This window comes from Novosphingobium panipatense (genome assembly GCF_900182875.1).
GTDB classification, from domain to species: Bacteria; Pseudomonadota; Alphaproteobacteria; order Sphingomonadales; family Sphingomonadaceae; genus Novosphingobium; species Novosphingobium panipatense.
Window position 1 is genome coordinate 228,579 of sequence record NZ_FXUI01000002.1, and the last position, 20,283, is coordinate 248,861.

Sequence of the window (20,283 nt, forward strand, 5' to 3'; positions counted from 1 at the left end):
ATGACGTCGATGCTGTTCGATACCGTTCCGCTCCCGGCAGGCGCCTGAGATGACACGCAAGATCTACATCCGCCCGATCGGCATGGCCGAGAGCCCTCAGAGCGAGGACGGCGAGGCAATCCGTTTAGCCGGTACGATGGTCTGGGCCAATCGCTTCGCCATCATCGTGCGGGATGGACGGCGCACGATCTCCCGGTCCCGCGTATCTTCCGCCGAAATGCCCCAGGCGCTGGTGGCGCTGCCGGATGATCTTGGAGCATCAGCGGAGAGGCAATGGGCTAACCTGCGCAGGGTTCACGGTCCTCTCCAATGTGGCACACGCGTCATTCGCTTCGAGCAGCCGCAGGTCATGGGCATCCTGAACATGACACCGGACAGCTTCTCCGACGGAGGCAAGTTCCTCGACGACGCGGCAAATGCCTCGGCTCACGCCTCAGCCATGCTCGAAAGCGGCGCGGCGATCATCGATGTTGGCGGCGAGTCCACTCGGCCGGGGGCTGCCGCGGTCTGGGAAGGGGATGAGCTCAAGCGGGTGATCCCCATGGTGGAACGTCTTGCCGCCATGGGTGCGGCGATAAGCGTGGACACCCGCCGCCCCGCCGTGATGCAGGCATCGCTCGCTGCGGGAGCGCACATTCTCAACGATGTGTCGGCCTTGCGATACGATCCAAGAAGTCTGGAACTGGCCGCGGCGTCTGCTGCACCTGTGGTGCTGATGCACGCTCCCGGTCCGGGAGACGATCTTCACACCGGCGGCGATTTCGACGATGTTGCGCTTGATGTGTTCGACTGGCTTGCCGCCCGGCGCGATGCGTGCCTCGCCGCCGGCATACCGGGTGATCGCATCCTCCTCGATCCCGGGTTCGGCTTTGGCCTGACGCTGGCGCAGAATCTGGCGCTGTTCAATGCCCTCCCTCTCTTCCACGCGCTCGGTCATCCGCTTCTCGTCGGCGTCAGCCGCAAGCGAATGATCGGTGCTCTGTCGAATGAGGCCCCCGCGCATGAGCGGCTTGGTGGATCCTTGGCTCTTGCCGTCAAGGCAATGGATGCAGGGGCGCATGTCCTCAGAGTGCATGATGTCCGGGAGACAATACAGGCTGTCCGGGTTTGGCGCGGTCTGCGGGACGCGGCTCTGACGGATTTCTCCTGCACACCCGATGCATAAGCTTGCGCCTGGATGAACCCAGGGTTTCTGCTGGATGAACGAGCGGCTGATGAAAGCGCGCCCGTGTCAAATTGCCGCATTCGGGGCTCCTTTCGTCACGTCAGTGGACGCAAAAAGCCCTTATCCCCGTTTCACTTCTGAGCGAGGCAATTCCGCTTCGCATGGAAAGCAGAAAAGGGGTTAACCCATGAAGCAGACCACCATTTTTCGCGCCGCCGCGCTGGCCCTTGCCGTTGCACCTGTAACCGCCATCGCCGTTGTCCCGACCATGTATGAGGAGAAGGCGGCCCGGGCTGAGGAGGATCGTATCATTCGATCGCCCATCGGCGGGATCGAGGGCAAGCACTGGTTCAACTATCGGGCCAATGTGAACGAGACTCAGAAGGAACTCTCGTCCGACCTTCGCCACGCCAGCGACATCGAGGATCAGCGGGACGCCTGGGAGGAATACGGCACCGAACTGCGCCACGAACGCGGAACGTACGTAAAGGCGATGGCGAAGCGTGGTTATCGCGTGCCAACTGTTTACATCGAAAATCTCTAAACCGACAACTCGCAACTGCGTTGCCGGGCTGCTCACGCGGTGCGGCAATTGCCTTTCGACTCTACCCAAGCAGCAGCTTCAGGCTGCGTTGTCGATCCCCAGTTCAGAGAGCTTGCGATAAAGCGTGGATCGACCAATGCCCAGGCGCCGGGCCACCTCCGTCATTCTGCCGCGGTAAAGGCCAATGGCCAGCCGGATTACATCCGCTTCGATTTCCTCCAGCGGCCGCAGATGACCATCCGGCGTGTAGAGCATCACGCCGGCACTTTCGGGCATCGCAGGGGCTGTGGATAAGGTTGTGCCCAATATGTTCACAAGCTGGGGGAAATCTTCGGACGTCAGGGCGTCCCCCTCGCAGAACACAGCTGCGCGGAACAGGACGGTCTGTAACTGGCGTACATTGCCGGGCCAGTCGTAAGCGGCCAGCAGAGAGAGGGCGCCGTCAGTGATGCCAAGCTCGCGCAGCCCCGGCTGTTCACCGATCCGCGCCAGGAAGAAACGGGCAAGGGCAGGGATGTCTCCGGTTCGTTCCCGCAAAGGCGGCAGCGTCACTTTCGTCGGTGACAGAGCGGCGAGCAGTTCCGGATCGAAGTGGCCCTGGTCCGCCAGGTCCGCCAGCGGCAGGTTGCTGGCGGTGATAAGGCGCACGTCCACGCGGAAGGAGTGGCGCGCACCGATCGGGCGGCAGTCCCCTTTCTTCACCGCTTCAAGCAAGCGCTCCTGCACGGCGGGAGGAAGGCGGTCGATCTCATCCAGCGCCAGGGTAGCGCCGTCGCAGTGTTGGAGTGCGCCGACCTGGCGATCGAACGCGCCGGGGAATGCGCCTTTCTCGTGGCCGAAGAGAACCGATTCTATCGAGTTGGCAGGGACCCCTTCGATGTTGATGATCCGAAGGGGCATGCGGGCACGCGGGGATGCCGCATGCATGGCCCGGATCAGCATCTCCTTGCCTGATCCGCTTTCCCCTTCGATGAGGACAGGCGCGTGCCCCCGGGCGGCTTTCGCCGCCACCGCCAGAGCCTTGCGGAAGTTGGGCGCGGCGCCGATCATAGATTCGAAATCGGGGTTCGACGGCATCTTCTCGGTTAACGGCGCCAGCTCGTCACGAGGTGCTTCCTGCGTCGTGGCCGAACGCAGGGCGTGCATCAGGCGATCAGGAGCGACCGGCTTTACGAGATAGTCGGTCGCGCCCGCACGCATGGCCTCGACGGCAAGCACGGGGGAGGTGCTCGTCGTCAGCATCAGGATCGGCAGGGCCGGCCGGCGGGACTTGAGCTCCGAGATCAGCGCGCAGGCCTCGTCACCCGGCACCCCCTGGTCAAGGATGATGGCCGAGAGCTGCATGCCCTGCCGCGTACCGAGAGTGGCAATCGCGGTTTCCGCATCGCGCACGATGAGCGTCCGCCATCCTTCGCGAGATGCCAGCGCGGAGATGAGGCGGCTTTGCGCGGGTTCATCGTCGATGAGCATGAGGAGGCGCTGATCAAGATCCGCCATGGGTGTCGCCGTTTCTACCGCCTCTGGTTACGAATGAGACCACTTAAGGGGAATGGGTAAAGACGCTGTTAAGTGCCGGCCTGTCGGTTGGTGTGGTGGACCCGGCGGTGTGGATGCTGCGTTTCCGCGATGTTCTCTCTTGGTGCTTGAGCGCATGTAATCGTAACGCTAAGGCTGCGGAACAGGTAAACAGTTTTGGGGTGAAGAGACAATGGCGTCCGGACACGACATCAAGTCTGCAACGCAGACCTATAATGGCTTCGTGAAAGCTTCGACCTGGGGTGCTGCGATCACTGTCGTCATCGTCGCCATGGTCGTGGGCATCATCGCCTCCTGAGGCTCATCCGTTTCGGCCCCGGCCCTGTGGCGGTGCTCTTGTGCGGTGACAGTTCAACCCGCTAGAGCGAGGCAAGCAGTTACCATTCGCCTTCGCGGAGCCCGCGCGCTTGACCTTCATACATGCCTTGGCCCCTTACGCCTCCAACCCCGCCCGCACTCGTGGGCGGGAGTTCTCCATCGAGAACGGCCTGCCTCGTGGCGAAAGAAGCCCGTACCAGCGGGATCGGGACCGGATCATCCATTCGATCGCCTTCCGCCGCTTGCGTTACAAGACTCAGGTCTTTGTGGCGCCGGACGGCGATCACTACAGGGTCCGGCTGACGCACAGCCTTGAGGTGGCACAGATCGCGCGCGTGATCGCACGCATCCTCCACCTCGATGAAGATCTTACAGAAGCTTTGGCTCTGGCCCACGACATCGGGCACCCGCCCTTCGGGCATGCCGGAGAGGACGCGCTGAACGCGGCGCTGCACAAGGCGGGCGGTTTCGACCATAACGCTCACACACTGCGCACGTTGATGCGCCTCGACAGTCCGTATTGCGAGCACGATGGCCTGAACCTGACCTGGGAGACATTGGAAGGGCTTGCCAAACACAATGGGCCAGTCCTTCAGCCGACTTGGGCGCTGGCCGAACTGGACGCTGCCTACAACTTGGACTTGGGAACGCACGCGTCGCTTGAGGCTCAGGTTGCCGCTCTCTCGGATGATATCGCTTACGACAATCACGATATCGATGACGGGCTGCGAGCTGGATTCCTCGAACTGGAAGAGGTTCTCGCTCAACCTTTCGTCCGGGATCACTGGAAAGAGGTGGAGCGGCGTTATCCCAACGCTCCGCTGGACCGCCAGCTTGCCGAACTGATCCGCACGCAGATCGGTGTCATGGTGAACGATCTTGTGGCGCAGACGCGCGACAACCTCGTCGGGATCGAAAGCGTCGATGATGTACGTGCGGCGGGGAAGGCGCTCGTGGCTTTTTCGCCGGAAATGGCCGAGGCCGAACGAACCTTCAAGCGGTTCATGTATGATCGTCTCTACCATCACCCGGAGCAACTGGAGACGGCGCGCCGCGCACGGGCGCTGCTGGCGGAACTCTATTCTGCCTATTCTCAGGAGACGGTTCTGATGGAAGACAGCTGGATCGATACCATGCCGCGCTTCGAACCGGCCCGCAGTCGCCACATAGCGGACTACATCGCCGGCATGACGGATCGTTTCGCCATCGCGCGCCATGCCGAGATCTACGGGCGCACGACCGAAGGCCTGAGCAACGTCTGATAGTATGAATTCGAAGCTACGTCGCATCTGCCTGGTCGGCGCGACCGGACTGGTTGGTTCAGCCATCATGAAGCATTGCACAGGGCGCGATGACGTTCACGTGGTGGGGGTCGGGCGCAGGCGCAGCGAAACAGTTCCTCCTGATGCCGAGTTCCTGGCAGGGGAGCCAATCGACTGGCCCAGCCTCATCCGCGAGTCCCGGGCCGACGTTCTTGTCTGCGCCTTGGGAACGACGATGAAGGCTGCGGGCAGCAGACCGCAGTTCCGAGCCATTGATCATGATCTCGTCCGGTACGTGGCTGAAGGTGCCGTGGCAGCCGGTATCACGCACATGATCGTCGTTTCATCGGTGGGCGCTGACCGACAAAGCCGCAGCTTTTACCTCCAGGTAAAGGGCGAGACGGAGGATGCACTTGCACGCTTGCCGTTGAAACGCCTCGACGTGCTGCGACCAAGCCTGCTTCGCGGTCGAAGAGGCCAGTCACGTCCGTTGGAGCGGCTGGGGCAATTGACGGCTCCTGCTGTCGGAGCGCTCCTGTTTCATGGGCCTCTGCGCCGCTATCGTTCCATCCGCGCATCGGATGTGGCGAAAGCGATTGTAAGTTTGGCCGAGCAACCCGTGGAAGGCAGGTTTGTTCACGAGTTTGACGCGATCGTGCAGGCGGCCAGCCGCAAATGAAATCCGGCACCGCCGCCGACCTAGGCCGCCGGATCAACACCCTAAACCTCGTTTCAATCTTTATCGCCGACGGTTGCGCCATCGCAACGTTGACTTGCGCGAGGCGCTCACCCAAGGCTGTCGGCACTCGCTGACACGCGCGGGAGAGACCAGACCGATTCGTCGGGAAGGCGCCGAAGGAGCAACCGCCCCGGAATCTCTCAGGCAAAAGGACCGCGCAGCGTCGAAAGCGAGCCTCTGGAAAGTGCCCCGCTTCCATCCGATGCGTGGCCGCCGACGGTGTAACCCAACTCATCTCATCCGGGGTATGTTGGGGAAGCTCTCAGGTTTCCGTGACAGAGGGGGCACCGTATCTGGTGTACCATGTCTGCGCGCGGAGTCGTGTCTTGAGCGAATACCCTGTTACCGATGAAGATGGCGTGGAGGAACTCGCCCCGCTCAACTTGCCGCTTGATGCTTGGCATCGCGATAAAGGCGGTCGCATGGTCGAATTCGCCGGCTACCATATGCCCGTTCAGTACGAAGGCATCATGGCCGAGCACCTCTGGGTTCGAGAGAACGCTGGTCTGTTCGACGTGAGCCACATGGGCCAGCTCTACATCTCGAGCGAGGAGGGCGACACGCAAGCCCCTGAAGCGGCAATCGAAGCGGCGCTGCCAATCGATCTGTCTACGCTGAAGAGCGGAGCGGTGCGGTACTCGCTGCTGCTGGACGAGAACGGCGGCATCCTCGATGACCTTATGGTCACCCGCTGGGAAACCGGGTTCTACCTTGTGGTGAACGGCGCCACCAAGTGGGACGATATTGGCACGTTGCGCGAGCTTCTGCCGGATGAGGTAAACCTCAATCACCTTGATGAAAGCGCCTTGTTGGCGCTGCAGGGGCCGCAGGCCTTCGCCGCGCTGGAGCGACACGCTTCGGGCGACATCCCGCTGTCATCGCTGACCTTTATGAAGGGCGCAGCGTTCCAGCTCGCCGGTGTGGACGCCTGGATCAGTCGCTCGGGCTATACGGGCGAGGACGGTTTTGAGATCTCCATACCCGCGGCGGCTGCGACCCAGGTTGCCGACCTTCTCTGCAGCGAGCCGGAGGTGAAGCCGATTGGGCTGGGTGCTCGTGACAGTCTCCGGCTTGAAGCGGGCCTGCCGCTTTACGGCCATGATCTTAAACCTGAAACGAGCGTCGTGGACGCAGAGCTCAAGTTCGCCGTCAACAAGCGGCGTCGGATTGAAGGCGGCTTCCCCGGGGCGGAGCGGGTGCTCGCGGACTTCGCGAATGGCACATCTCGTCGCCGCGTCGGCCTCATGCTCGAAGGGCGTATGGCTGCTCGCGAAGGAGCAAAAATTTTTGTTGCAGATCAGGAAAGTGGCGTTGTCACTTCCGGCGGTTTCTCTCCCACCCTGCAACAGCCGATTGCCATGGCTTACGTCGACACCGCCCATGCGGCGGAGGGTGCCGAACTGATCGTGGAGGTGCGCGGCAAGACGCTGACCGCCAAGGTCGTGTCGATGCCGTTCGTCCCCCACCGTTATCATCGCTGAGGAGCTTTCCATGACCCGCTATTTTTCCGAAGACCACGAGTGGATCGAAGTCGAAGGTGACCTCGGCACAGTCGGCATTACCGATTACGCGCAGGGCCAGCTTGGCGACATCACCTTTGTCGATCTCCCCGCAGAGGGTGCGACCGTCGCCAAAGGCGATTCCGTGTCCGTCGTGGACTCGGTCAAGGCTGCATCGGACGTCTACACCCCGGTTTCCGGAACCATCGCCGAGGTGAATGCGGCCTTGGAAGACCAGCCCGAGTTGGTGAACACCGAGGCGGAGACCGGAGGTTGGCTGTTCCGCGTGACCCTGGGCGATGTATCGGAGCTTGGCGCCCTCATGGATGAGGCAGCGTACCAGGCTTACCTCGAAAGTCTCTGATGGGTTCGTCCTCCCGATTGCGCGCCGATCGGGAGGACGTCGTGGGCTGACGACCGTGGCTCTTTCCGCGCCTCGTCTGTAAAGTGCCCGCCCTCGTCAAGGCAGCTACGAACTGAAGTTCATTCAGGAAAACGCCTTATGCGATATCTCCCGCTAACCCCGGCCGATCGGGCAGCCATGCTTGAAACCATCGGCGCACGATCCGTGGACGATCTGTTCGTCGACGTTCCCGCCGCCGCACGTCTGACCGCGCCGATCGACGGTCTGCCAGCGCATGCCAGCGAAATGGCCGTCGAACGCCACATGACTGCTCTGGCTGCCAAGAACATCAGCGCTGGCTCCGTTCCGTTCTTCCTTGGCGCTGGCGCTTACCGCCATCACGTCCCGGCGTCGGTTGACCACTTGATTCAGCGCGGCGAGTTCCTGACCGCATACACGCCGTATCAGCCTGAGATTGCGCAAGGGACCTTGCAGGTTCTCTTTGAATTCCAGACTCAAGTTGCGCGCCTGTTCGGGACCGATATCGCTAACGCATCCATGTACGATGGTTCGACGGCATGCTGGGAAGCCATTCTGATGGCAGCTCGTGTGACCCGCAAGGGCCGTGCGATTCTGTCCGGGGGCTTGCATCCTCATTACGCCGAAGTGGTTCGCACGATGGCGAAGTTCACCAGGGATGACATCGTCAGTCTCTCCCCCGAATTGGTCGCCGAGCCGGACGACAATGAGGTCATCGCCAGCATCGATGACCAAACCTCCTGTGTCGTAGTGCAATACCCCGACGTTCTGGGTCGTATTCCCGACCTTGCCGCCATCGCGGAGGCGGCACACGCGAAGGGTGCCTTGCTCATAGCGGTCGTCACCGAACCGGTCGCGCTTGGGCTCATCGAGGCGCCGGGCGCGCTCGGCGCTGACATTGTCGTCGGCGAAGGACAGTCGCTGGGAGTGGGACTTCAGTTCGGCGGACCTTACCTCGGGCTCTTCGGGTGTCGCGAGAAGTTCGTTCGGCAGATGCCCGGCCGCTTATGCGGCCAGACCGTCGACGCGGAAGGCAGGCGCGGCTTCGTCCTGACCCTTTCCACGCGGGAGCAGCATATTCGTCGCGAAAAGGCGACAAGTAATATCTGCACCAACTCAGGTCTTTGCGCGCTGGCTTTCAGTGTCCATCTGACGCTGCTTGGCGGTGAGGGGCTGGCTCAACTCGCCGTCGTGAATCATGCCAAGGCTCAAGCCACGTTCGAGCGCCTGGCGAGGATTCCGGGCGTGCGGGTGCTCAACACAGCGTACTTCAACGAGGCCACAGTGGTTCTTCCGCGCGACGCGCGCGAAGTCGTTCGCGCGCTGGCAGACAGGCAGGTTCTCGGCGGCGTTTCGCTGGGTCGGCTATTCCCCGTCGCGGACGGTCTGCACAAAGGTCTCCTGGTCGCTGCGACCGAAACCACGACAGATGAAGATATAGAGGCTTTCGCCACAGCGCTGCAAGCCGTTCTTGCAGGAGGCAATGCATGAGCGCCCCCAACGCGGCCGGTTGGCGCCCCTCGCTGGGTCAGGCAGAAAGAGCAGAAAACACAACGTTGTCAGGCGATTACGGCCTGATGCTTGAAGAGGGCCTCAGCTTCGAGCTCGGCGCAGCCGACAAGTGCGGTGTCGACATCGACTATGCGGACCGTTCCCCCATAGAAGGCCTTGCCCGGTTCCTTCGAAGCGAGGCGCCTGCCTTGCCGGGCCTGACCGAGCCCGAGGTGGTCCGTCACTACACCCGCCTATCGCGACAGAACTACGCGATTGATTTGGGGCCGTTTCCGCTCGGGTCCTGCACCATGAAGCATAACCCGCGCCTTAACGAGAAGATGGCCCGGCTGCCGGGATTCGCCGACGTACACCCGATGCAGCCTCAGACGACGGTGCAGGGAGCGCTCGAAGTCATCGAACAGTTGGCTGACTGGCTCATGAAGCTGACGGGAATGGCATCGGTGGCCATGAGCCCGAAGGCGGGTGCACATGGTGAACTTTGCGGTCTTTTGTGCATCCGCGCTGCCCTCGACGCACGTGGTGAAACGCGCGACGTGGTGCTGGTGCCGGAGAGCGCGCATGGCACGAACCCGGCCACGGCCGCCTTCGCAGGCTTCAAGGTAGAGACCATTCCCGCCACTCCGGCCGGAAGAGTGGATGTTGAAGCTCTCAGGGCGAAACTGGCACCGAACGTGGCAGGGGTGATGATCACGAACCCCAACACCTGCGGCCTTTTCGAACCGGACATGCGCGAGATTGCGGATGCGGTTCACGCAGCGGGTGGCTACGTCTACTGCGATGGGGCAAACTTCAATGCGATCGTCGGCAAGGTTCGTCCGGGCGACCTCGGCGTTGATGCCATGCACATCAACCTTCACAAGACCTTTTCTACGCCGCACGGCGGCGGCGGACCGGGCGCGGGCCCAGTAGTCCTCTCGGAGGCACTGGCTCCCTTTGCGCCGCTCCCCTTCGTGACGCGTGGGGCCGACGGATCGGTGCGTCTCGTCGAGGAGGAGAATGCGGGTGAAGGCCATGCACAGGCGTTTGGACGCATGGTGGCGTTCCACGGCCAGATGGGCATGTTCACACGCGCTCTGACGTATATCCTGAGCCATGGCGCGGACGGCCTTCGTCAGGTCGCGGAGGACGCGGTTCTCAACGCCAACTATGTCCTGCGGGCTTGCGAGGACCTGCTTCCGGCACCCTTCGCCGCAAGTGGCCCGTGCATGCATGAGGCGCTGTTCAGCGATGCCGGTCTCGCCGAAGGCTTCACCACGCTCGACATCGCCAAGGGGCTCATTGACGAAGGGTTCCACCCCATGACGGTCTATTTCCCGCTGGTCGTGAAGGGTGCCATGTTGGTGGAGCCGACCGAGACGGAAAGCAAGGCGGGGCTGGACCGCTTCATCACCTCGCTCCGCAGCCTGGCCGAACGTGCCAAGGCGGGCGACGAAAGCCTGCACTCCGCGCCCCACTTTGCGCCGCGCCGCCGGCTTGACGAGACGCTGGCAGCACGTAAGCCGGTTCTGGTGTGGCAAGGCGATGCTGCAGCAGCCGGAACGCCATCGCGTAGCGAAGCCGGCGGAAGATAAGCGCGTAAACGGCGGGAAGGTAGGGATACCTTCCCGCCCACTAACTGCGGCAGCAGTCCACTTCGGCATTCAACCGCCTCGGTGGAGGTGAACGCCTGCCCCGAAACAGGCGAATTGCAGGCGGCTCGGAACCGCGGCTCCCTTGTCGTGACCGCCTGCAGTGCGTCAGTTGATGGCGTCTTGTCCCGCCTGGCCGACCGACTCCACGTCGCGACCAGCGCCCTTCACGGTGTTGCAGGCCGAGGCCGACATCACGATCCCACCAGCTACGAGAGCTAGAACCAGCTTCTTGACCATGTCCGAATTCCTTTTCCAGGGACGCGCGGGTGCAGCCACGCCGCGCAGGGTCCAGAACACATGGTAAAAGATCAGGTTCCCTGAATATCTCGGGTCGCACTCTCGTCCAGTGCCGAGGCCGGCGACACCCGGCGCGACAGGAAGTGCTCGCGTGAGGTGATGATCAAGCCTGCAGCGATGATCATCGGTGCGCCCAGCCACATCGACGCCGAAGGGAGGTGCCCCCAGATCGCCCAGCCGTACAGCGTCGCCCAGATGAGCGTCGTGTAGTCCATCACCACAACCGTTGCCACTTGACCGAACCGCAGGGCAGAGGTGATGAGGAACTGCGCTATGGTGCCGGCGAGCCCGATCGAGAACAGGAGCAGCCATTCTCGCGTGCCATGCGCGCTCCCGTATATCGGGAGAAGGAAGGCGGCCAGGAGAGCGCCGAAGAAGGAGAACCAGAACACGCAGGCGATCGGCGTTTCTGTCCGTGACAGATCGCGGATCTGAAAGCTGACAATAGCAACCACCAGACCTGCACCGAGGCCAGCGGCCACGCCGATCGCAGGCATGGCTTCGCCCGATGGCTGCGCGATCGCAATTACCCCCAAAAAGCCAAGGAGGACGGCCGTCCACCGCCACGGGCCCACTCGCTCGCGCAGTACGAATGCGGTCACGAGGACGGCGAACAGGGGGGCGGTGAACCCGAGGGTTGTTCCAAGGGACAACGGTAACAGCGTCGCAGCGCCAATGTTGCAGCAAAGACCGAGGGTACCCGTCGTGGCGCGAAGGGCATGATTTCTAAGCCGGCGAGTGCGTATTGCGGTGAGTTGCCCGGTCGCCGCAAGCCAGCCGAGGATGATGGGCACAGCCATTCCCTGCCGCCAGAAGACGATTTCGGCAACGGATACTCCCGCTTCGCCTGCAAGTTTTGCCAGCATGAACATGGTCGCAAGAGCAACCATTGCCGCTAACCGCAGTCCGATCGCACGCATTGGGCGGTCAGAGGGCCGGTCGGATTTGTTGGGGGTAGAGCAAGCGGTCACGGAAGGCCGCTTTAACTCTGCTCCGCAGAAGGGCAAGGCGAGGTATGGATATTTCTTTTCTTGCCCCTTGGCTTTGCGGTTGCGCGATGATTCTGGCGACAGTGGCCTGGATCGGGGACTATCGCAGGCAGCGCCGCGCCGACATCGAGCGGGTTGGTTTCATGCCATGGATCGCGATCTTCTTCTTGGCTTTCATGGTCGCTGTGCTCCTGCTGGCGTTCACCGTCAGGCAGTGGCTCGGCGGGGCATATGCACCTTAGCTTGTTCTAGTAATCCGAACATGTGAAACAGCTTTGTCGGACTGTCTTGTTTGAACACGTTCTGGGAACAGGATGGCCCGTCTAACGCATGTTTCTCGTAGGAGAACTTCGAATGAAACGCATCCTCGCATCCACTCTCGGAGCTCTGTCGCTCGTCGTAGCGGCGCCGATCGTCGCGCAGCAGGCCAACACCAACGCAGCGGCCGTACAGGCTGGGCAGTACACCCTGGACAGCGCGCACTCGCTTGTACGGTTCACGGTTGAACACTTTGGTATCAACGACTTCTTCGGCACGCTGCCTGGTGCCAAGGGATCGCTCACGCTCGATCCTGCGAACCTTGCTACAGCCAAGCTCGACGTGACGGTTCCGGTCGCCACCGTCTCGACCACCAACGCGAAGCTCGATCAGGAACTGGTCAGCGCTGACTGGTTCGACGCCGCGAAGTATCCCACCCTGCGATTCGTTTCCACCAGGGTGGTGCGTACCGGCGATCGCACGGCGGATATCACCGGCAACCTCACGTTCCATGGCGTCACGCGGCCGGTCACCTTGAGGGCGACGTTCAAGGCCGCAGGGGTGAACCCGATGAACAAGGCCTATACGGTGGGGTTCGATGCCTCGGGCGTGATCAACCGCAGCGATTTCGGTGTGAGCAAGTATGTCCCCGCAGTCAGCGACCGGACCCGCATCGATATCACCGCAGCTTTCGAAAAGCAGGGCAAGTAAGCCCGGTTCGTCCTCCCTCAGACGAGGGAGGACGACTTCGTCACAGACAGGCTTCGAGATAAGCCTGGTCAAACCCAAACTGCCGCGCCTTTTCCAAAGTGTAGGGGCGAAGCCCCGAGGCGCGGAACTCGCCGAGAATCTTTCCGTCCTCGGTCTCGTCGAGATACTCGAACTTGAAGAGCTCCTGAGTGACGATCACGTCTCCTTCCATGCCGATCACCTCAGTGATGTTCGTCGTGCGACGCGACCCGTCACGAAGGCGCTTGACCTGCACGATGAGATCGACAGACTCGGCGATCTGGCGGCTGATGGCTTCCTTGGGGATCCGGATGTCGCCCATCATGATCATGTTTTCCATACGACCGAGACATTCGCGCGGGCTGTTCGCGTGTAGCGTACACATGGATCCGTCGTGGCCGGTGTTCATGGCGGCGAGAAGGTCGAAGCACTCCGCGCCACGGATTTCGCCCAGGATGATGCGATCGGGCCGCATGCGCAGGGCGTTCTTCACAAGATCGCCGATGCTGATCGCGCCCTGACCCTCAAGGTTCGGCGGGCGGGTTTCAAGCGGAAGCCAGTGGGGCTGCTGGAGCCGCAGTTCGGCTGCGTCCTCGATCGTCAGAACGCGTTCGCCCGGATCGATCATCTTCGACAATGCGTTGAGCATCGTCGTCTTACCTGAGCCGGTGCCGCCAGAGATGACGATGTTCATGCGCGAGGCACCCGCGATTTTCAACGCAGTCGCCATCTGCTCGCTCATGGAGCCGAAATCCTTGAGCATGTCGATGGTGATGGGCTTTTCGGAAAACTTGCGGATCGAGATCGCAGTGCCGCGCAGTGAAAGCGGCGGCACGATGACGTTGACGCGGCTGCCGTCCTTCAGGCGAGCGTCGGCCAGCGGCGTGGTCTGGTCCACGCGGCGCCCGACCTGGTTTACGATGCGCTGGGCAATCTGGAACAGATGCTGCTCATCCCGGAACTTGGTGGATGCGAGCTGCAGTTTGCCTTTCCGTTCGACATACGTCTGGTTCGGGCCATTGACCATGATATCGGAGATATCGGGATCATTGAGCAACTCCTCCAGCGGACCGAAGCCGAGCAACTCGTCGATGAGCACCTTCTCGAGCGCAAATTGTTCGCGCCGGTTGAAGGTGATCTTCAGCTCAGCCAGCACCTCCATGATGATGGGGCGGAATTCTTCAGAAAGCTCGTCCTTGGTGAGCGTCGCCGCCGCTTCCGGATCGACCCGCTCAAGCAGGCGGGGAAGGACCTGCTCCTTGATCTTGTGGATGGAGGCTTCGAAGCCGCTCTGTTCCGATTGCTCGTGAACAGCGTTAGCACGATCTGCAAGGCGCGACATCGCATCCTCCCGCAAGGGAGCGGCGTCGCTGCCGAAAGGGTCGGGTACTGGGGGCGCGCTGGCGGGTATGCTGGCGCTGTCGCCGCCGCTCTTCAGCGGCTTCGCTACACCAAAAGCCGGGCGGGCTCCCTGGCCCATACCGCTTAAACCATTTCGCCGACCGAATGCCGTCATTTAACCGTCAACCTCGCAGGTGCCCGAAGGGACATGACCAACCGGATGCCACCCTGTTAAGGTTGAAACTTTGATAACTTCCTAATGATCCGGAAAAAGGAAATGACGTGACTACGGATCACGGTGAATGCTGGTTGTGCGGGCGCCCTCTGGGGCGGCGGGTGGAATGGCATCATCCCATCCCCAAAAGCAGGGGCGGACGTCTGACGGTACCGCTGCATCCCATATGCCATAGAAGCATTCACGCGGTGTTGGACAATGGGCAGCTCGCGCGCCTGCGGCCGGAGCCCTCCGCCCTTCGGCAGGTGCCTGAGATAGACCGCTTCGTGCGGTGGGTCAGGGACAAACCACCGGATTTCCATGCGCCAACCCGCAGGCGGAAGTGAACCACCGGTAGGCGTGGTGGGAGGAAGCGGCAGGCGACCAAGGCCGCCTGCCGCTTCGGCTCAGTTCTTGCTCTTGTCGACGAGAGCGTTGGCACCGATCCACGGCATCATGGCACGCAGCTTGGCACCGGTTTCCTCGATCGGGTGACGCTTGGCAGCAAGGCGCGACGCCTTCAGCTCGGGCTGGCCCGCTCGGTTATCGAGCACGAAGTCCTTCACGAAGCGACCCGACTGGATATCTTCCAGAACGCGCTTCATTTCCTTCTTGGTCTCTTCGGTGATGATGCGCGGACCGGTCTTGATGTCGCCGTATTCGGCGGTGTTCGAGATCGAGTAGCGCATGTTGGCGATGCCGCCTTCATACATCAGGTCGACGATCAGCTTGAGCTCGTGGAGACACTCGAAGTAAGCCATTTCCGGTGCGTAGCCGGCTTCCACCAGCGTCTCAAAGCCGGCCTGGACCAGCGCGGTGGCGCCCCCGCAGAGTACGGCCTGTTCGCCGAACAGGTCCGTCTCGCACTCCTCGCGGAAGTTGGTCTCGATGATGCCTGAGCGGCCGCCACCAACGCCCGATGCGTAGGCAAGGGCGACGTCCTGAGCGTTGCCGGTCACGTCCTGATGGATGGCGATGAGGCAGGGCACGCCGCCGCCACGCTGATATTCCGAGCGGACGGTGTGGCCCGGGCCCTTCGGCGCGATCAGAAACACGTCGATGTCGGGGCGCGGTTCGATCAGGCCGAAGTGGACGTTGAGGCCATGGGCGAAGGCAAGCGCCGCGCCCGGCTTCAGGTTGTCATGGATGTCGGCGGCGTAGATCGCAGCCTGGTGCTCGTCAGGTGCGAGGATCATGAGCACGTCGGCCCATGCGGCCGCTTCCTTGTTCGACAGGACCTTGAAGCCGGCCGCTTCCGCCTTCTTTGCCGTGGCCGAACCTTCGCGAAGTGCGATGGCGACTTCCTTGACGCCGGAATCGCGCAGGTTCTGGGCATGGGCATGACCCTGGCTGCCATAACCCAGGATCGCGACCTTCTTGTCGGTGATCAGGTTGATGTCGCAATCGGCGTCGTAGTAGACCTTCATCGTTCTTCCTTCTGTAATCCCGCAGGGCGGGACCGCGGTCATGTTTGGCGGCGCCTCGATCGAGGCGGGCGCAAGCTTTGAATATCAGGCCTCTTGCGGGCCCCGAGCCATCGCGACGATGCCGGTCCGACCCACTTCGACAAGGCCGAGATCGCGCATCAGCGCTACGAAGCTGTCGATCTTGTCCGGCGCGCCGGTCATCTCGAAGATGAAGCTTTCGGTGGTGGTATCGACCGGCCGGGCCCGAAAGACTTCGGCGATGCGCAAAGCCTCGACGCGCTTGTCACCGACACCGGCCACTTTCACCAGCGCCAGTTCGCGCGCGACGTGCGGCCCGACTTCGGTCAGGTCGACCACCTTGTGGACGGGGACCAGACGCTCAAGCTGGGCGTGGATCTGGTCGATCTGGCTGCGCGGCCCGTGTGTCACGATCGTGATGCGGCTCACCGCATGGTTATCGGTGATGTCCGCCACGGTGAGACTGTCGATATTGTAGCCCCGCGCCGTGAACAGACCGGCGATCTTGGCGAGAATGCCCGCCTCGTTATCGACGGTCACGGTGAGGACGTGCCGCTCCTCGGCTTCATGCTGAATGTGCATCATTGTTCGTCTCGCGTCCTCAGACCAGCGCCTTGGCTTCGTCATCCATCGTGCCGGCAACGCTGTCACCGTAGAGGATCATGTCGGTATGCGCCGCACCCGAGGGGATCATCGGAAAACAGTTCGTTTCCTTGTGAACCAGGCAGTCGACGATCACCGGACCGGGATGATCGATCATGGCCTGGATCCCTGCGTCAAGTTCAGCTTCGTTCTCGATGCGGATGCCCTTCCAGCCGTAGGCCTCAGCCAGCTTCACGAAGTCGGGCAGACTGTCCGAATAGGAGTTGGAGTAGCGGCTCTCGTAGGTCAGTTCCTGCCACTGGCGAACCATGCCCATCCACTCGTTATTGAGGATGAACACCTTGACCGGTAGGCGGTACTGCGTGGCGGTTCCCAATTCCTGGATGTTCATCTGGATCGAGGCGTCGCCAGCGATGTCAATCACCAGGCCATCAGGATTGCCGCACTGCGCGCCGATGGCGGCGGGCAAGCCATAGCCCATGGTGCCAAGGCCACCGGACGTGAGCCACTTGTTCGGCGAGAAGAAGGGGAAGTACTGCGCCGCCCACATCTGGTGCTGACCGACCTCGGTGGAGATCACCGGATCCTTGTGCTTCGTCAGTTCATAGAGGCGCTCGATTGCCAGCTGGGGCATGATCGCCTGCGGGTTCGCCGGATAAGCCAGGCTCTTGCGGCCACGCCACTCCTCGACGCTGGACTTCCACGCGGTGAGATCCTGAGGCTTGCGGCTGCTCCATTCGACCAGCATCTGCTCGAGCACGGTCGCGCAGTCGCCGATGATGGGCAGGTCCACCTGAACCGTCTTGTTGATGGAGGCGCGGTCGATATCGACGTGGATCTTCTCGGAGTTGGGCGAAAAGGCGTCGAGACGACCGGTGACGCGGTCATCGAAACGAGCGCCAAGGCAGATGATGAGATCCGCCTGATTCATCGCCATGTTGGCTTCGTAGGTGCCGTGCATGCCCAGCATGCCTAACCAGTCCGGATGATCGGCAGGGAAGGCGCCCAGCCCCATCAAGGTAGACGTGACGGGCGCGCCGGTCTTCGCCTGAAATTCACGCAACAGGGCGGTGGCGCGGGGCCCCGCGTTGATGATGCCGCCGCCGGTGTAGAAGATCGGCGCCTTTGCGGCTGCGATCATCTCCACGGCACGGCGGATTTCCTCCGAGGTGCCTTCCGTGCGGGGGCTATAGCGCTGGTGGCGCTGGACAGGCCCGTCGCTCCAAACCGCGGTTGCGATCTGGACGTCCTTGGGAATGTCGATGAGCACGGGGCCGGGGCGGCCGGTCGTGGCGATCTGGAACGCCTCGTCGATGACTGCCGCCAGCTCCGAGGGATCTTTGACGAGATAGTTGTGCTTCGTGCAGTGACGCGAGATGCCGACCGTATCCGCCTCCTGGAAGGCGTCGGAACCGATCAGGGCCGTGGGCACCTGGCCCGTGATGACCACCATCGGGATGGAATCCATGTAGGCATCCGCGATGCCGGTGATCGCGTTTGTAGCGCCTGGGCCAGAAGTGACCAGAACGATGCCCGGCTTGCCCGTGGATCGAGCATAGCCTTCCGCAGCGTGCGCCGCTCCCGCCTCATGGCGTACAAGGATGTGCCGAAGTCGCTCGTCGCCGAAAAGGGCATCGTAGATCGGAAGCACGGCACCGCCCGGGTAGCCGAATACGAATTCCACCCCCTGCTTGACCAGGCTTTCGACCAGGATGCTGGCGCCGCTGCGCTCTTCACTCACAACACGTTCCTTCTCAATCCGCCTCGGCAAAAGGCGCAGGCTCGAGTTTCAGGCTTTGCTCGATGCCGTAATGAAACCGACCCGGCACAACGGCTGGGCCGCACCGGGTCTTCCTCTCCTCCCGCATCACTTCCAATCAGCAGGTGAAGGGCCTCTACGCATCCGCATGTTGCAGGTCAACACAGAAAACGCAATATAATTGCACTCAGGCCGTTCTCCTTGTAATTTTTAATTTCTTGCCGAGGCCAGCTTTCCGGCGGCTGATGACGAAGCCACGTGAACTGCCGTTTGGCATAATTCCGGGTGGCTTGACTGCCGCGCTGAATTGCACTCTCCAGCGACCATTCGTTACGCAGCACACCGGCGAGTTCGGGCACGCCGATGGCGCGCATGACGGGGAGACCCGGATCCAGGTTACGGGCAAGAAGCGCGGCCACTTCGTCGAGCGCGCCGCGTTCCACCATGCGCTCGAACCGAAGGTTGCAGCGGGCATAGAGGGTCTGTCGTTCAGGAAGCAGGATCACGGGGTGAAGCGCCACTGCGCCTGCGATGCCGCCGGTCATCCGACCTTGCCAGTGGCTCAGGGGCTTGCCCGTCGATCGCACGACCTCGAGCGCACGGCTTATCCTCGCGGTATCAGCGGGCGCGAGGCGGGCGGCACGGTCCGGATCTTCCTTTTGCAGGGCAGCAAAGGCAACGTGGACCGGCAGCGCGCGTACCTCCTCGCGGACATCGGGGGCGATCTCCGGAACCGGTGCTATGCCGTCCAGCAACGTGCGGATGTAGAGACCCGTTCCGCCCGCGAGGATCGGGACGGCGTCTTCGCGGTGGATCTCCGCGATCGTCTTGCTGGCCTCGCGTGCCCAGTCCGCTGCGGAACAACTTTGCGCACCGTCCCAGGCGCCGAAAAGGCGGTGTTCGATGCCGCCCATGTCCGCCTCGCTAGGTCTTGCGCTGAGGATGGTCAGGTCAGAGTAGACCTGGGAACTGTCGGCATTGATGACGACGGCACGCCGCCCCCGTCGCTCCAGCTCCTGCGCCAGCGCCACTGCACAATCGCTCTTGCCGCTGGCGGTCGGCCCTGCAATGAGCGCCAGAGGCGGTCGGTCTCCGGCGGCGATATCGTAGGGCGCATCAAGGGAATTCGCAGTGCTCATAGCGCGGCTGATAGCAGAACCAGACCATCTTTCGACAAAACTCGAAGCCGCAAAGGCGCAGATGGCGCGGGCAGGCGTCCGTATCGCGGACGCCGCCATGCTCGATTTCTGTGGCAGGACGATGCAGATCGACTCGCCCGACGATGACGCTGCAGCCATGCGTGCTGCGATCGACGCGCACTTCAGTCCCAGTGACGGCCTTATCACCACGGACGAACCGGTGGTGCCTCGCGTGTTCATCTCCGACATGGATTCCACCATGATCGGTCAGGAATGCATCGATGAACTCGGGGATTTCGCGGGCCTGAAGGACCGCATAGCCGCCATCACCGAGCGCGCGATGCAGGGCGAACTCGATTTTGCGGAGGCCTTGCGGGAACGCGTCGGTCTTCTTGATGGCCTGTCCACGGGCGCTATCGACGAGTGTCTCACCAGTCGCATCAAGCCCATGCCGGGCGCGAAGGTCCTTGTGGAAACGCTCAAGCAGTTGGGCTGCCGTACCATCCTGGTCACGGGCGGCTTCCACCATTTCGCCGATCCCGTTGGGGAAATGCTGGGCTTCGATCATGTGGTCGGCAATCGCCTCGAGGTCGCGGGGGGCAAGCTCACGGGGGGACTGGCCGGCGACATCGTCGATTCCGCAGTGAAGAAGGCGACGCTTCTTGCTGAGATAACAGCCGCAGAGGAGCGCTGGGGAGAAGGCATCACCAGCCTGGCAACCGGGGATGGCGCAAACGACATCCCGATGCTGGAGGCGGCTACCTATGGCATCGCCTACCGCGCGAAGCCGAAAGCGCGCAATGCCGCGAACGGGTGGATCGATCGCGGTGACCTGACGGATGTGTTGCGCCTGCTGGGCGTCAACGAAAAGGACTGGGTCCGCTGATCGTCTGACGGCGAGGCGGTTCAGGGTGTGCC

The 20,283-nt window shown here is 62.3% G+C and carries 21 protein-coding genes and 2 riboswitches; of the genes, 13 read left to right on the plus strand and 8 right to left on the minus strand.

The genetic code is table 11. The annotated features are described in order from the left end of the window. The first annotated feature begins 49 nt into the window (after positions 1–49). Together folP and QOL62_RS04010 are read left to right on the plus strand one after the other, a co-directional pair. A complete protein-coding gene (gene folP / locus QOL62_RS04005; RefSeq protein ID WP_283405273.1) occupies positions 50–1,165 on the plus strand; it encodes a dihydropteroate synthase in 1,116 nt (371 codons plus the stop codon). 187 nt (positions 1,166–1,352) lie between these two features. Beyond that, entirely contained in the window at positions 1,353–1,709 is a 357-nt protein-coding gene (locus QOL62_RS04010) for a hypothetical protein (protein WP_283405274.1), read from the plus strand. Between the two features lie 78 nt (positions 1,710–1,787). Here the strand turns inward: QOL62_RS04010 and QOL62_RS04015 are convergent, their stop codons facing one another. Beyond that, positions 1,788–3,206, minus strand: coding sequence for a sigma-54-dependent transcriptional regulator (locus QOL62_RS04015; protein WP_103729668.1), 1,419 nt, complete (start codon positions 3,204–3,206; stop codon positions 1,788–1,790). Positions 3,207–3,417: 211 nt separating this feature from the next. Between QOL62_RS04015 and QOL62_RS04020 the strand changes: the two genes are divergently transcribed. The 7 genes from QOL62_RS04020 (at position 3,418) to gcvPB (ending at position 10,531) form a co-directional block, all read left to right on the plus strand. After that, on the plus strand, positions 3,418–3,543 hold the full coding sequence (locus QOL62_RS04020) for an aa3-type cytochrome c oxidase subunit IV (RefSeq protein ID WP_103729669.1): 126 nt from the start codon (positions 3,418–3,420) through the stop codon (positions 3,541–3,543). A 118-nt stretch (positions 3,544–3,661) separates the two neighbouring features. Further along, on the plus strand, positions 3,662–4,825 hold the full coding sequence (locus QOL62_RS04025) for a deoxyguanosinetriphosphate triphosphohydrolase (RefSeq protein WP_283405473.1): 1,164 nt from the start codon (positions 3,662–3,664) through the stop codon (positions 4,823–4,825). A gap of 4 nt (positions 4,826–4,829) precedes the next feature. After that, the gene (locus QOL62_RS04030) at positions 4,830–5,504 is read left to right on the plus strand and encodes an NAD(P)H-binding protein (RefSeq protein ID WP_283405275.1); all 675 of its coding nucleotides are present in this window, start codon (positions 4,830–4,832) and stop codon (positions 5,502–5,504) included. A gap of 130 nt (positions 5,505–5,634) precedes the next feature. After that, a riboswitch (glycine riboswitch) is annotated at positions 5,635–5,730 on the plus strand. Between the two features lies 1 nt (position 5,731). Further along, positions 5,732–5,853: riboswitch (glycine riboswitch) on the plus strand. 37 nt (positions 5,854–5,890) lie between these two features. Continuing rightward, the gene (gcvT, locus tag QOL62_RS04035) at positions 5,891–7,045 is read left to right on the plus strand and encodes a glycine cleavage system aminomethyltransferase GcvT (protein ID WP_283405276.1); all 1,155 of its coding nucleotides are present in this window, start codon (positions 5,891–5,893) and stop codon (positions 7,043–7,045) included. Between the two features lie 10 nt (positions 7,046–7,055). Next, a complete protein-coding gene (gene gcvH / locus QOL62_RS04040; protein ID WP_283405277.1) occupies positions 7,056–7,427 on the plus strand; it encodes a glycine cleavage system protein GcvH in 372 nt (123 codons plus the stop codon). Between the two features lie 138 nt (positions 7,428–7,565). Further along, positions 7,566–8,936, plus strand: coding sequence for an aminomethyl-transferring glycine dehydrogenase subunit GcvPA (gene gcvPA, locus QOL62_RS04045; RefSeq protein ID WP_283405278.1), 1,371 nt, complete (start codon positions 7,566–7,568; stop codon positions 8,934–8,936). Then, positions 8,933–10,531: an aminomethyl-transferring glycine dehydrogenase subunit GcvPB gene (gene gcvPB, locus QOL62_RS04050; RefSeq protein WP_283405279.1), complete on the plus strand. Its 1,599-nt coding sequence runs from the start codon at positions 8,933–8,935 to the stop codon at positions 10,529–10,531. Before gcvPA ends, gcvPB begins: the two co-directional genes overlap by 4 nt. Before the next feature lie 165 nt (positions 10,532–10,696). Here the strand turns inward: gcvPB and QOL62_RS04055 are convergent, their stop codons facing one another. Both QOL62_RS04055 and QOL62_RS04060 read right to left on the minus strand, forming a co-directional pair. Then, positions 10,697–10,828, minus strand: coding sequence for an entericidin A/B family lipoprotein (locus QOL62_RS04055; protein ID WP_103729675.1), 132 nt, complete (start codon positions 10,826–10,828; stop codon positions 10,697–10,699). Between the two features lie 71 nt (positions 10,829–10,899). Next, positions 10,900–11,808: a DMT family transporter gene (locus QOL62_RS04060; RefSeq protein WP_283405280.1), complete on the minus strand. Its 909-nt coding sequence runs from the start codon at positions 11,806–11,808 to the stop codon at positions 10,900–10,902. Positions 11,809–11,945: 137 nt separating this feature from the next. Here QOL62_RS04060 and QOL62_RS04065 point away from each other — a divergent pair, with 137 nt between their 5' ends. Both QOL62_RS04065 and QOL62_RS04070 read left to right on the plus strand, forming a co-directional pair. Further along, positions 11,946–12,119, plus strand: coding sequence for a hypothetical protein (locus QOL62_RS04065; protein WP_233203982.1), 174 nt, complete (start codon positions 11,946–11,948; stop codon positions 12,117–12,119). 112 nt (positions 12,120–12,231) lie between these two features. Further along, the gene (locus QOL62_RS04070; RefSeq protein WP_283405281.1) at positions 12,232–12,846 is read left to right on the plus strand and encodes a YceI family protein; all 615 of its coding nucleotides are present in this window, start codon (positions 12,232–12,234) and stop codon (positions 12,844–12,846) included. A gap of 40 nt (positions 12,847–12,886) precedes the next feature. Here the strand turns inward: QOL62_RS04070 and QOL62_RS04075 are convergent, their stop codons facing one another. Next, positions 12,887–14,380 (minus strand): TadA family conjugal transfer-associated ATPase, encoded by a 1,494-nt coding sequence (locus QOL62_RS04075; RefSeq protein WP_199183831.1) that lies wholly within the window; start codon positions 14,378–14,380, stop codon positions 12,887–12,889. A gap of 107 nt (positions 14,381–14,487) precedes the next feature. On the opposite strand from QOL62_RS04075, the gene QOL62_RS04080 reads away from it, so the two are divergent. Further along, positions 14,488–14,766, plus strand: a complete 279-nt coding sequence (locus QOL62_RS04080) for an HNH endonuclease (protein ID WP_283405282.1) — start codon at positions 14,488–14,490, stop codon at positions 14,764–14,766. Between the two features lie 60 nt (positions 14,767–14,826). Here QOL62_RS04080 and ilvC read toward each other — a convergent pair whose 3' ends face one another. The 4 genes from ilvC to miaA all read right to left on the minus strand — a co-directional run bounded on the left by ilvC (position 14,827) and on the right by miaA (position 19,365). Then, positions 14,827–15,846, minus strand: coding sequence for a ketol-acid reductoisomerase (gene ilvC, locus QOL62_RS04085; protein ID WP_103729681.1), 1,020 nt, complete (start codon positions 15,844–15,846; stop codon positions 14,827–14,829). Positions 15,847–15,930: 84 nt separating this feature from the next. Then, complete coding sequence (gene ilvN / locus QOL62_RS04090) at positions 15,931–16,449, minus strand: acetolactate synthase small subunit (protein ID WP_103729682.1); 519 nt, start codon at positions 16,447–16,449, stop codon at positions 15,931–15,933. A 16-nt stretch (positions 16,450–16,465) separates the two neighbouring features. Next, positions 16,466–18,208: a biosynthetic-type acetolactate synthase large subunit gene (gene ilvB, locus QOL62_RS04095; protein WP_283405283.1), complete on the minus strand. Its 1,743-nt coding sequence runs from the start codon at positions 18,206–18,208 to the stop codon at positions 16,466–16,468. 176 nt (positions 18,209–18,384) lie between these two features. Continuing rightward, positions 18,385–19,365: a tRNA (adenosine(37)-N6)-dimethylallyltransferase MiaA gene (gene miaA, locus QOL62_RS04100; protein WP_103729684.1), complete on the minus strand. Its 981-nt coding sequence runs from the start codon at positions 19,363–19,365 to the stop codon at positions 18,385–18,387. A gap of 61 nt (positions 19,366–19,426) precedes the next feature. On the opposite strand from miaA, the gene serB reads away from it, so the two are divergent. Then, on the plus strand, positions 19,427–20,251 hold the full coding sequence (gene serB / locus QOL62_RS04105) for a phosphoserine phosphatase SerB (RefSeq protein ID WP_283405284.1): 825 nt from the start codon (positions 19,427–19,429) through the stop codon (positions 20,249–20,251). The last annotated feature ends 32 nt before the right edge of the window (positions 20,252–20,283 follow it).